The following is a 14,572-nucleotide window of genomic DNA, read 5'->3' as shown; positions in this document are numbered from 1 at the left end:
AAAAAAACAGAAAGAGAACTTAAGTACTTGAAAAGTATTTCAGACTAATAAAAAAAAATCGGAGGCTACTAGAATTTTTAGCATCTTTGTATTAAACCTATAGAAAGTGAAATATAAAATATTAGTATTTCTTTTTGTTGTTTCTTATACCCTGCATGCACAAAAGGTGCGCAAGTATTCTAATGAATTTTTGAATATAGGGGTAGATGCAGCCGCAATGGGAATGTCAAATAGTGTGGTAGCTTCAACACAAAACGTTAATTCAGTATACTGGAATCCTTCTGGCTTAATGAATCTTCAAGATAAACAAGTGGCATTAATGCATGCTAGTTATTTTGCTAACATAGCTCAATATGATTATGCTGCATTTGCAATGCCAGTAGACGAGAAAAGTGCTGTTGGTATTTCGATAATACGATTTGGAGTAGACGATATTATGAATACAACAGAGTTGATAGACCAAAATGGAAATATTAACTACGATAAAATAAGCTTGTTTTCGACTGCTGATTATGCATTTTCAGTTTCTTATGCTAGAAAAACACCTATTGAAGGTTTGAATTGGGGTGTAAATGCTAAAGTAATACGTCGTGTTATAGGTAAGTTTGCTAATTCTTGGGGCTTTGGCTTTGATTTAGGTGCTCAATACGCTTTACCTTCTGGTTGGAAGTTTGGAATCATGGCTCGAGACATTACGACTACTTATAATATGTGGACTATAAATAAGAAGGAATTTGAAAAAATAAGCAATGCTATTCCTGGTCAAAATACTGAGCTCCCAGAAACAACTGAAATTACTCTGCCTAAACTACAATTAGGTGTGGCACGAAAATTTAATTTCAGTAGTGATTTCTCAATGCTTTCAGAAGTAGGGTTACAGATGGAGTTTGCTCAAACTCAAGCATTGGTTTCTTCAGAGAATTTTAGTTTATACCCAAGTTTGGGGTTGGAATTTGCATATACCGATATGGTGTTTGTTCGCGGAGGGCTAGGAGGTTTTCAGCATGTAGAACAATTGGATGGAACAGAAAAAGTAGGGTTTCAACCTAATATAGGAGTAGGGTTTCATTATAAAGGTATTCAAGTAGATTATGCGCTTACAGATATTGGAGATCAAAGTGTTGCTTTGTACTCGAATGTCTTTTCACTTAAAATAGATTTGGGAATTTTTTCAAAATAAAGTATGAGAGCTAAAAGGTTTATTCAATTTTTCTTTTTGTTAATAACACAATTACTGTTGGCAAATACAGTAAATAATCCACTTTCACCTAGAGCGGAAATTAGTATATTAACTTGTGGTGTAGGTGATGAATTGTATTCGTTGTATGGTCACACAGCTATTCGTGTTTCAGATCCTTTGCAAGGTATTGACCGTGTTTATAATTATGGGTTATTTGATTTTGCTACAGATAATTTCTATGTAAAATTTATTAAGGGCGATTTGCTTTATTTTGTAGATTATGATAATTATGAACGATTTGTTCGTGCATATATTTACGATGATAGGTCTGTTTATGAACAGGTTTTACAGTTGTCTTCTTCTCAAAAGGAGAAAATTTGGCAAAAGTTGAATCTTTCTATGGAGAAGGAGAACAGAGAATATGTTTATCGATTTGTGGATCAGAATTGTACTACTAAAGTAGTGGATTTAGTAAATGATGTTTTGGAAACCCCTGTTGTTGTAGATGTGGAAGGGAACCGATCTACTTATCGCTCAGTTTATAGTAAGTATCAAGAGAATAACTATTTTGTCAATCTAGGAATAAATCTAGCATTTGGAGCTAAGATGGATCATAAGTCAGCGCTACTGTCTTTGCCTATCAATTTCATGAATGGATTGGCGGAAACTACAGAAAATGGGGTTCCGCTAGTTAGTAAGACAACGGTTCTATACGAAAGAAAAGAGGTTCCTGTTCAGACATGGTGGAATACGCCTTGGTTTTTTTCTGTTCTGATGTTGATCTTAGTATTTGCAATGAGAAACTCTGTTGTTAGAAACACCTTTTTTATAGTTTTAGGATTGCTTGGCTTGTTTTTTATAGCTGTGGGGTCTTTTTCCTTTCACGAGGAATTGATGAATAATAACACTGTTTTTTTATTTAACCCTTTGTTTATTTTAATTCCTTTTTGGAGTTCTGAAAAATATAGAACCAAGTTAAATCTCTTAATTTCTTTATTATTGATGTCATTGGTTTTGTTTGTTGGGTTGAATTTGAAATCTGAAAAATTAATACTCTCACTACCATTGCTGCTAACTATATTGTTGAGTCTGTTATTCCTAAAAAAAGCCAAAAGAGTTAAGAGGTTCATGAGGTAGTGATATTATTCATACCTTTGCACTCCTAAAATTGTTATGCTAGCTATGTTTTCATTTTTTAAAACAAAACCTTTATTAAAGGAATTAATACCGTCTGGTTTCGTGGATATTCATTCCCATATTTTATATGGAATTGACGATGGTGCCAAGACTATTGATGACACGAGAAATCTTATTGACTCAATGAAGTCATTGGGGTTCTCAAAAGCGATAACAACACCTCATACTACACCTTTGGTATGGGACAACAGCAAAGAAGAAATTTTAGATAAGTTTACTGAGACTGTAACTGCACTTCCAGAAGAAACAACATCTATACAATTGGGAGTGGCTTCGGAGTATTTAATGGATGAGAGTTTTTTAAGACGTCTAAATGAAGAGTCTTTGCTAACTCTTAAAGATAAATATGTATTGGTTGAAATGTCTTATATCAATCCTCCAATACAGTTATTTGATATCCTATTTGAATTGCGAACTCAAGGTTATGAAGTTATATTAGCGCATCCAGAGAGATATAATTTCTATCATTCAGATATGGCTATGTATAAGAAGCTGAAAAAGGCTGGTTGTCATTTTCAATTAAACTTATTATCGGTTACTGGTTATTATGGAGATCATGTTTTAAAAGCTGCCGATATACTACTTAGAGAAAACTTGTTTGATTTTGTAGGTTCAGATATACATCATTCAAGACATATAGAAAGCTTCGAAACAAAAGTAAGGGTGAAAGATTTGGAGATTTTAGAAGCGTGTATTGCTAAAAATCAGTTCTTTTTATAGATTCTGGTTGTCAAAATAGTTTAATAAAAAAAGCAGCAATTAATTGCTGCTTTTTTTATTGAAATCAAATAAGTGATTATTTTTCAACTACTTCTCCTTTAATGCGAAGGGCAACTTTACCATCTGTATGGTTAACAGCATTAGTTTCAACTGTAATAGTTCTACTAATTCTACCAACAGACATGTTGTATTTTACATCAATTTTCCCCTTTTTTCCTGGCATAATTGGTGCTTCTGGTTTAGAAGGAACTGTACATCCACAAGTTGAACGAACGTTAGAAATAATCAAAGGAGCGTCTCCAGTGTTTGTGAATTCGAAAGATCTTAGTCCATCGTCATTTCCTTTAATAACTGTACCATAATCGATCGTGTTGTTTTCAGCTGCGAACTCGATTTTAGGACCAGATTGTGCAAATGTTACTGCACTTACTAAAAGCATAGTAAATACTGCTAATAATTTTTTCATGTTCAAAGTTTTTTATGATTTGTAAATTTAAAAACTTTTGATAAACTCACAAATAAATTAACAAGTTAGAATCAAAAACTTTGTTTTTATTATTCCTGAGATATCGCTATTTTTGCTAATCAAATTACAAAAAACGTACCAAACAAATAAGTCGACTTTTAAAAGAGTGTTTCTTTAGTTTATGTAATTTAGATATTTCAAAATTTAATAATACAAAGCAAATGACAATTCCTGCACAATTTGATGCTAAGCAAGTAGAAGAGAAGTGGTATTCGTATTGGATGGAGAATAATTATTTTCATTCTACACCCGATCACAGAACACCTTACACTATTGTAATTCCTCCGCCAAACGTAACTGGGGTACTACACATGGGACATATGTTGAATAATACTATTCAAGATGTTTTAATACGTCGTGCACGTTTAAAAGGGCTCAACGCTTGTTGGGTTCCTGGAACAGACCACGCGTCTATTGCTACAGAAGCTAAAGTCGTCGCAAAATTGAAAGAGCAGGGTATCAATAAAAACGACTTAACACGTGAGGAATTTTTAAAGCACGCTTGGGATTGGACCGATCAATATGGTGGTACTATCTTGGGACAGCTTAAAAAATTAGGGGCTTCATGTGATTGGGATCGTACGAAGTTTACAATGGACCCAGAGATGTCTGAACAGGTTATTAAATCTTTTGTGGATTTATACGAGAAAGGATATATCTACCGTGGTTTCCGTATGGTTAACTGGGATCCCGAAGCGCAAACCACACTTTCTGATGAAGAGGTGATTTATGAAGAACGCCAAGGGAAGTTATATCATATTAAATATCAAATAGAGGGTACTTCTGATTTCTTAACAATTGCAACAACTAGACCTGAAACTATTTTAGGTGATAGTGCTATTTGTATTAATCCAAACGATGAGCGTTATACTCATTTGAAAGGAAAGAAAGCAATTGTACCTATTTGTAATCGAGTTATTCCAATCATATTTGATGAATATGTAGATATGGAATTTGGAACGGGATGTTTAAAAGTAACACCTGCTCACGATATCAATGATAAAGCACTTGGAGAACGTCACAATTTGGAAATCATAGATATTCTAAATGCAGATGCTTCTTTAAATGATTTCGGATTGCACTATAAAGGAAAAGATCGCTTTGTAGTTCGCAAAGAAATAGAAGTAGAGCTTCAAACAATTGGTGCTTTAGAAAAAGTAGAAAATCATTTAAACAATGTTGGAACATCAGAGCGAACAAAAGCTGTGATTGAGCCAAGATTGTCTGATCAATGGTTCTTAAAGATGGAGGAGATGGTAAAACCAGCTTTGAAAGCCGTTTTAGAAACCGAAGAGATAAAATTATACCCAAGCCGTTTTAACAGCACATATAGAAGTTGGTTAGAAAACATCAGAGATTGGAATATTTCTAGACAATTGTGGTGGGGACATCAAATACCTGCATATTATTACGGGGATGGGAAAGAAGATTTTGTGGTAGCAGAGACTAAAGAAAACGCTTTAGTATTAGCACAAGCAAAATCAGGTAAGAGCAACTTAACTCTAGAAGATTTAAGACAAGACGAAGACGCTTTAGATACTTGGTTTTCATCATGGTTATGGCCAATGTCTGTTTTCAATGGAGTTAGTCAACCTGAGAATGAAGAGTTTCAATATTATTACCCAACCAATGATTTAGTGACTGGTCCAGATATTATTTTCTTCTGGGTAGCAAGAATGATTTTTGCAGGTTATGAATATACAGGTAAGAAACCTTTTTCAAATGTTTATTTTACGGGAATTGTTCGTGACGCACAACGCAGAAAGATGTCAAAATCACTGGGGAATTCACCAGATCCGTTAGACTTAATTGAGAAATTTGGCGCAGATGGGGTGCGAGTTGGATTGTTGTTAAGTGCTTCGGCTGGAAACGACATTTTGTTTGATGAAGAAATGTGTAATCAAGGAAAGTCGTTTACGAGTAAAGTATGGAACGCTTTCAGATTGATTAAAGGATGGGAAGTTTCAGAAACTATTGCACAACCAGAATCTGCAAAAATAGCGGTGGAATGGTATGAAGCAAAACTTCAGAAAGCATTAGTAGAAATTGAAGACCATTTTGAAAAATATCGTATTTCAGATGCTTTAATGACGATTTATAAATTGGTGTGGGATGATTTCTGTTCATGGTTCTTAGAAATGATTAAACCAGGATATCAACAACCAATAGATTCAGTAACCTATGCAAAGGCGATTGAATTGTTAGAAGCTAACTTAAAGTTGCTTCATCCGTTTATGCCTTTCTTATCAGAAGAAATATGGCAACATATTGCAACGCGTTCTAAAGAAGAAGCTCTAATCGTTTCTACTTGGCCAGAAATTAAAACCGTTGATACTGCTATCATCGCTTCTTTTGAATTTGCATCTGAAGTAATTTCGGGTATTCGTACGATTAGAAAAGATAAAAATATTCCTTTTAAGGAGGTTATAGAATTAAAAGTAATCAATCACGAAGGGAGTTCTAAGATTTTTGATTGCGTAATTCAGAAGTTAGGTAATGTTGAGGCTATCGAATACGTAACTGAACAAGTAGCAGGTGCATTATCTTATAGAGTGAAATCTAATGAGTATTTCATTCCTATTTCAGGTTCAGTAAATATTGAAGAGGAAATAGAAAAACTGGAAGAAGAATTAAAGTACTTGAAAGGATTTTTAAAATCTGTACAAGGAAAACTTTCTAATGAGAAGTTTGTAAGTGGAGCGCCAGAAAAAGTAATTGAGAATGAACGCAAGAAAGAAGCAGATGCGCTTTCTAAAATCGCAACCATTGAACAAAGTTTGCAAGGCTTGAAATAATAATTTTCAATGAAAATTAATCTTCATACACATCAGAAGTCGAAAAATCAACATACGGTGGATATTGTAAATCAGTATCCAAGGGAGTTTGATTTTTCGGCTTCTTTTTTTTCTGTAGGGATTCACCCGTGGTACGTTGATAAGGACGAGCAAGAGAATGAACTTAAACTAATAGACGAGTACCTACAACAAGACAACGCTTTGGCTTTGGGAGAATGTGGGCTAGACAAGCGAACAGAAGTTCCTTGGGATCTTCAAATAGCTGTTTTTGAGAAGCAATTACTCTTAGCAGAAAAGCATAGAAAACCAGTAATTGTGCATTGTGTTGCTGCATTTCAGGAAGTTGTGGAGTTGAAAAAGAAAAATCGTATTTCGGTACCTCTTATCTTTCATGGTTTTTCTAAGAACAAACAAGTAGCTACTATGTTGTTAAAAGAAGGTTGCTATTTGTCTTTCGGAAAATATTTATTGAGAAATCCTGAATTAAGTGAAGTTTTTAAAGCAATGCCTTTAGAACGTATTTTTTTGGAAACAGATACTATGGAAGAAACTATAGAAGAGGTGTATGCTAAGGCAAGCGAAATAGTAGGATTAAGTGTGTTGGATATAGAAATACAAATAAATAAAAATGCCCAAGTTGTTTTTGGGTTTTCAGAATCATTACAAAAAGTTATTAAATGAGTCAATGGCAGGAACGAGCAGCCTTACTTTTTAAAGAAGAAGGACTTGAGAAATTAAAAAACGCCAATATTTTAATTGTTGGTTTAGGAGGAGTAGGATCTTTTGCAGCAGAGTTTTTAACAAGAGCTGGAATTGGTAATCTGACCATAGTTGATGGAGATACAGTTGATATAACTAATATTAATAGGCAATTACCTGCGTTACATTCTACAATTGATCAACCTAAAGTAAAAGTGGTTGGTGATAGATTAATGGATATTAATCCTGAATTGAATTTAACGCGTATTGAAGAGTTCATCTCACCAGAGCGTGCTCATGAAATCGTTACATCAGACTTTGATTATGTGTTGGATTGTATTGACAGTATAACACCAAAAGTAAATTTAATCCTTGCTGCTAAGCGCAAAAAAGTAAAAGTTATTAGCGGAATGGGAGCAGGAGGAAAGTTCTTAGCGAGTAAGGTCGTTGTAAAGGATATTAGTAAAACAGAAGTATGTCCGTTGGCGAAACAAATTAGAAAGCGATTGAAGAAAGAAGGAATATCTTCTGGAGTAAAAGCTGTTTTTTCTACAGAAGTTCCAGATGTGACTAGTTTGAAAATGACAGATGGTAAAAATTATAAGAAGTCTTTTTTCGGGACCAATAGTTGGATTCCTGGATTATTTGGCTTGCATGCCGCGGAACACGTGGTTCGCTATTTGTTAACAAGAGAGTAAGTAAAAAAAGGCTATATAGCCTTTTTTTGTTTTTGGAATAGATTTGTTTTCTGTTATTTTAGACTCAATGCTACATAGACGGAATAATCTCCAAACTCATTAAGATTTGTAGCGCGATGATACTAAAAGAGAGAATCCATAAGGATGTAAATATAATTTTTTGACGAATACTACCTTCTATACCTGCTTGTTTTTGTGCTTTTTGTAACATCAACATAGGCATGATTAGGGCTAAGACAACCAAAGAAATTGAAGCATAACCCAATGCGATTATAAAACCATCAGGATAGAATAAAGCAAAGATTAACGGAGGTAAAAAAGTTAGTACTAATGAAGTAGAAGACTTCTTTATAGTTGGTTTGTTCTTAGCTAGATCTTTAATGTAATGGTAAAGCGATAAAGTAACGCCCCAAAAAGAAGTTAGAATAGCAGCAGCTGCAAAAATATTCATAGCGATTCGTATAAAACTGCTTTCTTGAATTTCTCTAATAGCTAATAACAAGCCTTCAAGTCCAGAGTTGTTTTGAAGTATAGCAGCAAACGCAGTATTGTCGATACTTCCCAATACAGCCAATTCCCAAATGAGATAAATGAATAGAGGTATAGCACTCCCTGTTATAAACACGAACTTTAGTTTTTTTGAGTCTCCATGTAGGTATTGAACCAAGCTAGGAATGACTACATAAAAACCAAAAGAAGTGAAAATAATAGGAATGGTAGAAAGAACAATTAGACCGTTACTAGGTAGTTGTAAAAGATTCTCTGTTTTCACATGAGAACTTAGAAAAAGAATAACAAAAAAGAGAAAAATCAATTTTATAGTAAAAACAACTTTGGTTCCCATGTCTACTACTCGAGTACCTAAACTGATGATACCACCAAAGACTAGGGCAAAGACCAGTCCGCTCCATTTTGGGTCTAGGGTAATTCCTAACCACTGTTCTAGACTAGTTCTAAGGATATCGCCACCTCCAGTTATATAAGCGCTTACTAAAGCATACATAAGGGTAAGCATACTAATAGCTGTTATAACCGCACCTCCTTTACCTAAATATTTTTTTGTAAGTGTGTTTAATCCGTCCTCTGGTTTATTGTACTTGTAAACATCAACCAAAATCATAGAAGTATAACACATAGCTAACCATATAGAGCATAGAATAAGGGTCATAGTTCCAAAACCTACATTTGCTGAGATGATAGGCATAGCCAACATTCCAGCCCCGATAGTGGTTCCTGCTACAATTAGTATACTTCCTATAATTCGATTCATTGTTTTGTGTTTAGCGTAGGTATTAACCTATATTAGGTAATTCACCAATGGATATGAGGGTTTGAATAACTAAAATTAGTATTCCTAAAATAAAAATTGGTACAAAACTCAATTTTCTTAAAAACGAAATGTTGTTTCCTTGAGATTTTTCTGCTTTAATGTAAATAAATACTGGTAGGAATAACGAAGTAATAGCAACGGAAACAGCTGCGTATCCCAATGCGATAATAAAACCATCTGGATAATATAAAGCGAAAATCAGGGGTGGAATAAAGGTGATGAATGAAATGGAAATAGGTCTCTTTAGTCCACTTCTCTTCTTACATAGGTCTCGAATATAGTCATAAAGAGCTAATGCTACTCCCAAAAAAGAAGTTAGAATAGCTGCGATTGTAAATACGTTTACTGGAATGCTAATACTCTTAGAGTCGGAAACACTTTCTACGGCTTTTAACATTCCTTGAAGTCCGGTGTTTTCATTTAAAATTGAATTAAAAATAGCAGGTTCAATACTGCCTAGTATTGAAATTTGCCAGAGAATATAGACAATTAAAGGTAATAGACTTCCTCCTATAAAAGCAATTTTTAAGTGTTTGGTGTTGCCGTTGAGGTAGCGAACTAAACTAGGTACCACTATATGGAACCCAAAAGAAGTAAATATTACAGGAATAGATGTGAATATAAGTAGTCTTTCGGTTGGCATTTGAGCTAAATTATCCAGTTTTACAAAGGGAATCATGCTCAGAATCACTAAGAGTAAGAATATTAATTTAATCACAAAAATCCATTTTGTACAAATATCAACGACACGAGCACCAAGACTTACAACTCCTCCAAATAGTAAAGTGAAGATTAAAGCAGCTGCTTGCGGGGAAATTGTGATGCCGAAAATAGTAAACGCATTTAGTCTCAATATGTCACTGCCACCAGCTATGTAAGCACTTACTAAAGCATACATTAAGGTTAACATACTAATACCCGTAATAACAGAACCAATTTTACCTAAATATTTAAAAGTAATGGTGTTTAGGCCTTCATCTGGATCACTATATTTATAGGCTTCAACCAATAAAATTGCTGTATAACACATGGTTATCCATATTAGTATCATTAATAAAGTTATGCCTCCAAAACCTACACCAGCAGATATAATGGGCATGGCTAACATACCACCGCCGATGGCAGTTCCTGCAACAATCAATATGCTGCCTAGTATTTTACTATTCACTATAGAATTTATTTTATGCTTATTGTCCGTTTAAAGATAGTTTTTAATTTGAATAAATAACTATTCAAAAGGTGATTTAATCTTTTTAAAAAGACTCTAAAACTGTGCTATGATTGAAATATAATAAGTGTTTATGTTTAAAATCTCGATTTTTTTATTTGCACTTTGGAATAGTCACTTTAGTGTTAAATAAAAAATATATTTCGTATCTTCGTAGAAATCAGTTGATTTAATTTAGGGTTAATAATTTTAGTTATGTATCAGAATCCGAAGAATATTGCAGATTTAGAGCAAGATTTACTTGCTAAAAATATCAATCCAACAGCTATGCGTTTGCTGGTTTTAGATGCGTTAAAGCAAAAAAGCGAAGCAGTAACTTTTTCTGATATCGAAGGCAGCTTTGAACAATCAGATAGAGTGACTATTTATAGGACACTGAAAACTTTTGAACAAAAGGGACTAATTCATACAATAGTTACAGGTAACGTTACACAATATGCACTGTGTTCAGAGGATTGTGATGAAACCAAACATCGGGACACCCACCTTCACTTCATATGTAGGGTTTGCCAGAAAACCATTTGCTTGACACAGTTTTCAATACCTGAAGTAGAAATACCTAAAGGTTTTCATGTAGACGATGTGGAAGTTACTATAAAAGGAGTTTGTGAAGACTGCTTTTCTTGATTATCCTTTAGTTGTAATATGACCTATAATTTGCTTTGCGTGAACGCGTGAATTTTCAATAAACCAAAGGTGAGTGTTTAATCCGCCACATACAACACCTGCTAGGTAAAGATTTGGGATATTGGTCTCCATAGTGTCTTTGTTATAGGTCGGAGTTTGCGTTTCTTCGTCAGCTATTTCAATTCCCAATTGTTTTAAAAAACCGAAATTAGGTCTATATCCAGTTAGAGCTAAAACAAAATCATTTTCAAGTGTCACCGTTTCGGTTTCAGTTTCTATTATGACACAATCTTCTTTAATATCCGATAAACAGCTGTTGAAAAACACAGCGATACTACCCTCTGCAATACGGTTTTCTATGTCGGGTTTTACCCAATATTTTACGGTTTCTCCTATGCTATCGTTGCGAACTACCATTGTTACATCTGCTCCTTTTCTGTAACATTCTAAAGCGGCATCTACAGAAGAGTTACTAGCTCCCACAACTACTACTTTCATACCTGCATAATAATGAGGGTCATTGTAGTAATGACTCACTTTAGGCAGGGATTCACCTGGAATATGCATCAGGTTTGGTAAGTCATAAAAACCAGTTGCAATCACAACATTTTGTGCAGTATAGCTGTTCTTCGAGGTTTGTATGTTAAAAGTGTTGGATTCTTTTTGTACATCCATTACTGTTTCAAAAAGACGTATGTTTAATTCGGCATGAAATGCTATTCTTCTATAGTATTCCAAAGCTTCGTTTCTTCGCGGTTTTTTCTCAGTAGAAATAAAAGGGATGTTGTCTAATTCGAGTCGTTCCGAGGAAGAAAAGAATTGCATGTTAACAGGGTAGTTGTAAATAGAATTCACCAAACATCCTTTTTCAATTATCAAATAGTCCAAACCTTTGCTTTTCGCTTCCAGACCACAAGCCAAACCAATTGGGCCAGCTCCAATAATAATAACATCGTATTTTTTCATCATTCTTCTATCTATATGTATTTGCTTTTCACAAAAAGCAATACGCAAAAATACTCTAAAAGAATGAATTGGAAAAAGGAGCTTGTTCGTTGAAAAGGATGTAAAATGAATTAAGATATATCCCTAGATATTTTGACTAAACTTTACGTAATAAGGTATGATAAAGTTCTAAAGGTCCATTTAAGGTTTATTGATATTCTATTTAAAGTTTATTTATAAAATGAAATTTAAATATACTTTAAATGGACTTTGAACTGAATTTTATTGAATTCTAAAGAAAGTATCTTAGTCTTTGATTTTGTTTTCGAAATAAGTAGTCTTTGTTTTATTAACTGAATAATAGTTTGTACATGTTTTTTTAAATGATGTAATAATTGGAGTTTTTCAGTGTTTTAAAAAATGGATTTGTAATCGCTAAAAATAGAAACTTAAAAAAATAAAATTATTTCATATATTGATGTCTAATTTTTATTTTTTTATATCATGGCTATAAGAGATGCTCAAGGATTAATTAGGGGGAAAATGGGGGATATTATTTTTAAGGTGGTTAATGGAAAGCAAGTTGTGTATCCAGCTCCTGAGAAGGTAAAGCGATCCGTTTTAACTAGAAAAAGCGCTAAAATGTTTGGAGTTTGCAGTACTCAAACTTCTATACTAATGGGGAAAATGCGACCGTGGACTGGAGGGAAAGTTGATAGTAGGCAAGCGGCTCGATTACGCGGAGCTTGTTTGAATATTTTAAGAAACAATGAGAAAAGGGGAGTAGTAGCTGCTGATTTAGATACAGCGGATATGTCTGATTTGAAAGGTTTTGAGTTTAATATACATTCTCCTTTTACAAAGTATTTTCAACCCGAAATAAGCGTAGTCGAGAATCAGGATAATGATGTGAATATAAAAATTTTGGGTTATGTTCCTGCTCAAGAATTGGAGTTTCCCAAACTATGTGGTCATGTTGATGTACAGATTTTGGTGCTTCATCACAATTTTTCTAGCAATAAAACATTACACGTTTTGGATGAACATTGGGAGGTGAAGAAAAGTGCTGATTTTGAAAAAGAACGACAGTTTACATTTCCGTCAATGATAGATTCGGGAATTACGTTGGTTGTTGTACAATTGCTTTTCTTTAAAAATAAAAGCAAGTTTGGTAAAGAATATTTGAATGATAAAAATTGCTTTCCTGCACAGATAGTATATGCAAGATAATTTCTAAGTTATTTAAAAGGATTTTGTTCTATTGATTTAGGGGCGTTTTGTACTTGTATAAAATATTAGTGAATCGCAAGTCATTCTGGACTTGCTCCGTCTTGTTTCTCAAATCTGCCATAGTGGGTTTTACAGATATCAATGTATTATGAATACAAAAAAGCCTGTTTGATATGAAACAGGCTTTTTATTATAAGATTTTATAAGTCGTATTGACTTATTCAGCAATTAGTTTTCCTTGCATTAATGCATAGTGTGCTGGGAAAGAACACAAGAAATCATAAGTTCCTGCTTTGTCAACTGTGAATTCAATCGTTGTTGATTCTCCTCCTCCAATCATTTTTGTATGTGCTAAAATGTTTGACAATTCATCTGCTGGTATATGGTCGCTATCTGTTGAGGTTGCTGCTTTTTGAGCAAACGCCGCCATATCCACCCCTTGGTTTAACAATACAAAATTGTGTCCCATTAGTTTCTTGTCCATTTTACCAGTGTGTTTTAAAGTCAATGTTACTTTTTCGCCTACTGGTACTCGGATTTCTTTTTTGTTAAACTGCATCGAGTCATCAGCTGAAATCTCTACCGTTACACCTGAAACTGCTTCTGGAGTTGTTGTGGTTGTTTCAGTAGGAGTAACCTCCGAAGCTGGTGTAGTATCTTTTGTTTTATCTCCACAAGAGAATAATAGAAAACTTGCTGCCGTAAGGCTTAAAAGGGTGTTTACTTTTTTCATCTTTTTTGTTTTAAATAGTTTTGATTTTAATCCTTAAAATTGATTCTTATAAAGATACGTAAATGTGTTTAAATCTCTTTAAAAACAGGAGTTAATTAAGTGTTATAACTCTTTAAAGCTTAAAATCATCTTCTCCATGGTTTCGTTCTGAGCATCTTTGTATTTTTCTAATGTCCAGCTTATTATGCGATAGTAATTGGCTTTTCCTTCAACGATTCCTATTTTGTAATAGATGTCTATTCCTTGTACATTGGCTTTAATATCTAAAAGCTTTGCATTGTGACCATCTATTTGTAAGTCCTTTTGATTAAGTAACTCGTAGTTTTTAGTACCTGTATAATGAGAAAGTACCTCTGCTTCATAGCTAGCTAAATCTCCTTTTTTACCCAACGCTTCTATGGTTTGATTAAAGGTGTTTTTGTCTTCATCTATTGCTACGATGTAAAGCTCCTTGAATTTATTTCCATATTGCAATGAGGCTTCTGGTTGCAAATCGGTGATTTCAGCAAGTGTACTTGAAACTTCAATGGTGTATAAATCTTTAACTTTGATTTCTTTTGGTGGTTCTACTTTAGTGTTACACGAGATAAAGAAAACGGATGCCAATCCAAGTGTGATTAATTTTTTCATAATAATGTTGCGTTTAATTATTTTTCTATAAAGA

At 33.8% G+C, this 14,572-nt stretch carries 14 protein-coding genes; 8 read left to right on the top strand and 6 right to left on the bottom strand.

From position 1 onward, the window contains the following. Positions 1-106: 106 nt before the first annotated feature. Genes BM024_RS04090 through BM024_RS04080 form a run of 3 tightly spaced genes read left to right on the top strand, consistent with a single transcriptional unit; the run spans position 107 to position 3,097 of the window. Positions 107-1,180: a putative type IX sorting system protein PorV2 gene (locus BM024_RS04090; RefSeq protein WP_090678186.1), complete on the top strand. Its 1,074-nt coding sequence runs from the start codon at positions 107-109 to the stop codon at positions 1,178-1,180. 57 nt (positions 1,181-1,237) lie between these two features. After that, positions 1,238-2,317, top strand: coding sequence for a lipoprotein N-acyltransferase Lnb domain-containing protein (locus tag BM024_RS04085; RefSeq protein WP_245753854.1), 1,080 nt, complete (start codon positions 1,238-1,240; stop codon positions 2,315-2,317). Between the two features lie 45 nt (positions 2,318-2,362). Next, on the top strand, positions 2,363-3,097 hold the full coding sequence (locus BM024_RS04080; RefSeq protein WP_090678294.1) for a tyrosine-protein phosphatase: 735 nt from the start codon (positions 2,363-2,365) through the stop codon (positions 3,095-3,097). A 76-nt stretch (positions 3,098-3,173) separates the two neighbouring features. Here BM024_RS04080 and BM024_RS04075 read toward each other — a convergent pair whose 3' ends face one another. Continuing rightward, positions 3,174-3,563 carry a DUF1573 domain-containing protein gene (locus BM024_RS04075; protein ID WP_090678184.1) on the bottom strand — a complete coding sequence of 130 codons (390 nt, stop codon included), beginning with the start codon at positions 3,561-3,563 and terminating at the stop codon, positions 3,174-3,176. A 221-nt stretch (positions 3,564-3,784) separates the two neighbouring features. Here BM024_RS04075 and BM024_RS04070 point away from each other — a divergent pair, with 221 nt between their 5' ends. From BM024_RS04070 to BM024_RS04060, 3 genes are read left to right on the top strand one after another with little or no spacing between them, the layout of a single operon-like run. Further along, positions 3,785-6,418 (top strand): valine--tRNA ligase, encoded by a 2,634-nt coding sequence (locus BM024_RS04070; protein WP_090678183.1) that lies wholly within the window; start codon positions 3,785-3,787, stop codon positions 6,416-6,418. A 9-nt stretch (positions 6,419-6,427) separates the two neighbouring features. Continuing rightward, a complete protein-coding gene (locus BM024_RS04065) occupies positions 6,428-7,099 on the top strand; it encodes a TatD family hydrolase (RefSeq protein WP_090678182.1) in 672 nt (223 codons plus the stop codon). Beyond that, positions 7,096-7,815: a tRNA threonylcarbamoyladenosine dehydratase gene (locus BM024_RS04060; protein ID WP_090678181.1), complete on the top strand. Its 720-nt coding sequence runs from the start codon at positions 7,096-7,098 to the stop codon at positions 7,813-7,815. Before BM024_RS04065 ends, BM024_RS04060 begins: the two co-directional genes overlap by 4 nt. A gap of 70 nt (positions 7,816-7,885) precedes the next feature. Here BM024_RS04060 and BM024_RS04055 read toward each other — a convergent pair whose 3' ends face one another. Then, complete coding sequence (locus BM024_RS04055) at positions 7,886-9,085, bottom strand: aromatic amino acid transporter (RefSeq protein ID WP_090678180.1); 1,200 nt, start codon at positions 9,083-9,085, stop codon at positions 7,886-7,888. A gap of 22 nt (positions 9,086-9,107) precedes the next feature. Further along, positions 9,108-10,313 (bottom strand): aromatic amino acid transport family protein, encoded by a 1,206-nt coding sequence (locus BM024_RS04050; protein ID WP_090678179.1) that lies wholly within the window; start codon positions 10,311-10,313, stop codon positions 9,108-9,110. Positions 10,314-10,568: 255 nt separating this feature from the next. Here BM024_RS04050 and BM024_RS04045 point away from each other — a divergent pair, with 255 nt between their 5' ends. Beyond that, the gene (locus BM024_RS04045; RefSeq protein ID WP_090678178.1) at positions 10,569-11,000 is read left to right on the top strand and encodes a Fur family transcriptional regulator; all 432 of its coding nucleotides are present in this window, start codon (positions 10,569-10,571) and stop codon (positions 10,998-11,000) included. Here the strand turns inward: BM024_RS04045 and BM024_RS04040 are convergent, their stop codons facing one another. Continuing rightward, positions 11,001-11,966: a YpdA family putative bacillithiol disulfide reductase gene (locus tag BM024_RS04040; RefSeq protein WP_090678293.1), complete on the bottom strand. Its 966-nt coding sequence runs from the start codon at positions 11,964-11,966 to the stop codon at positions 11,001-11,003. Between the two features lie 483 nt (positions 11,967-12,449). Between BM024_RS04040 and BM024_RS04035 the strand changes: the two genes are divergently transcribed. Further along, entirely contained in the window at positions 12,450-13,175 is a 726-nt protein-coding gene (locus BM024_RS04035; protein WP_090678177.1) for a hypothetical protein, read from the top strand. A 217-nt stretch (positions 13,176-13,392) separates the two neighbouring features. Here the strand turns inward: BM024_RS04035 and azu are convergent, their stop codons facing one another. Both azu and BM024_RS04025 read right to left on the bottom strand, forming a co-directional pair. Continuing rightward, positions 13,393-13,908, bottom strand: a complete 516-nt coding sequence (azu, locus tag BM024_RS04030; protein WP_090678176.1) for an azurin — start codon at positions 13,906-13,908, stop codon at positions 13,393-13,395. A gap of 102 nt (positions 13,909-14,010) precedes the next feature. After that, entirely contained in the window at positions 14,011-14,538 is a 528-nt protein-coding gene (locus BM024_RS04025) for a hypothetical protein (protein WP_090678175.1), read from the bottom strand. Positions 14,539-14,572: the final 34 nt, after the last annotated feature.

Source organism: Myroides guanonis (assembly GCF_900114085.1).
GTDB lineage: Bacteria > Bacteroidota > Bacteroidia > Flavobacteriales > Flavobacteriaceae > Flavobacterium > Flavobacterium guanonis.
The sequence above is the reverse complement of the archived record's forward strand: the minus strand, read 5'-3'. Positions and strand labels throughout refer to the sequence as shown.

Excerpts from the sequence above, each read along its gene's own strand:
- BM024_RS04080 (WP_090678294.1), top strand. The coding sequence starts at position 2,363 with ATGTTTTCATTTTTTAAAACAAAACCTTTATTAAAGGAATTAATACCG.
- BM024_RS04075 (WP_090678184.1), bottom strand. The coding sequence starts at position 3,563 with ATGAAAAAATTATTAGCAGTATTTACTATGCTTTTAGTAAGTGCAGTA.
- BM024_RS04070 (WP_090678183.1), top strand. The coding sequence starts at position 3,785 with ATGACAATTCCTGCACAATTTGATGCTAAGCAAGTAGAAGAGAAGTGG.
- BM024_RS04065 (WP_090678182.1), top strand. The coding sequence starts at position 6,428 with ATGAAAATTAATCTTCATACACATCAGAAGTCGAAAAATCAACATACG.
- BM024_RS04060 (WP_090678181.1), top strand. The coding sequence starts at position 7,096 with ATGAGTCAATGGCAGGAACGAGCAGCCTTACTTTTTAAAGAAGAAGGA.
- BM024_RS04055 (WP_090678180.1), bottom strand. The coding sequence starts at position 9,085 with ATGAATCGAATTATAGGAAGTATACTAATTGTAGCAGGAACCACTATC.
- BM024_RS04045 (WP_090678178.1), top strand. The coding sequence starts at position 10,569 with ATGTATCAGAATCCGAAGAATATTGCAGATTTAGAGCAAGATTTACTT.
- BM024_RS04040 (WP_090678293.1), bottom strand. The coding sequence starts at position 11,966 with ATGAAAAAATACGATGTTATTATTATTGGAGCTGGCCCAATTGGTTTG.
- BM024_RS04035 (WP_090678177.1), top strand. The coding sequence starts at position 12,450 with ATGGCTATAAGAGATGCTCAAGGATTAATTAGGGGGAAAATGGGGGAT.
- azu (WP_090678176.1), bottom strand. The coding sequence starts at position 13,908 with ATGAAAAAAGTAAACACCCTTTTAAGCCTTACGGCAGCAAGTTTTCTA.
- BM024_RS04025 (WP_090678175.1), bottom strand. The coding sequence starts at position 14,538 with ATGAAAAAATTAATCACACTTGGATTGGCATCCGTTTTCTTTATCTCG.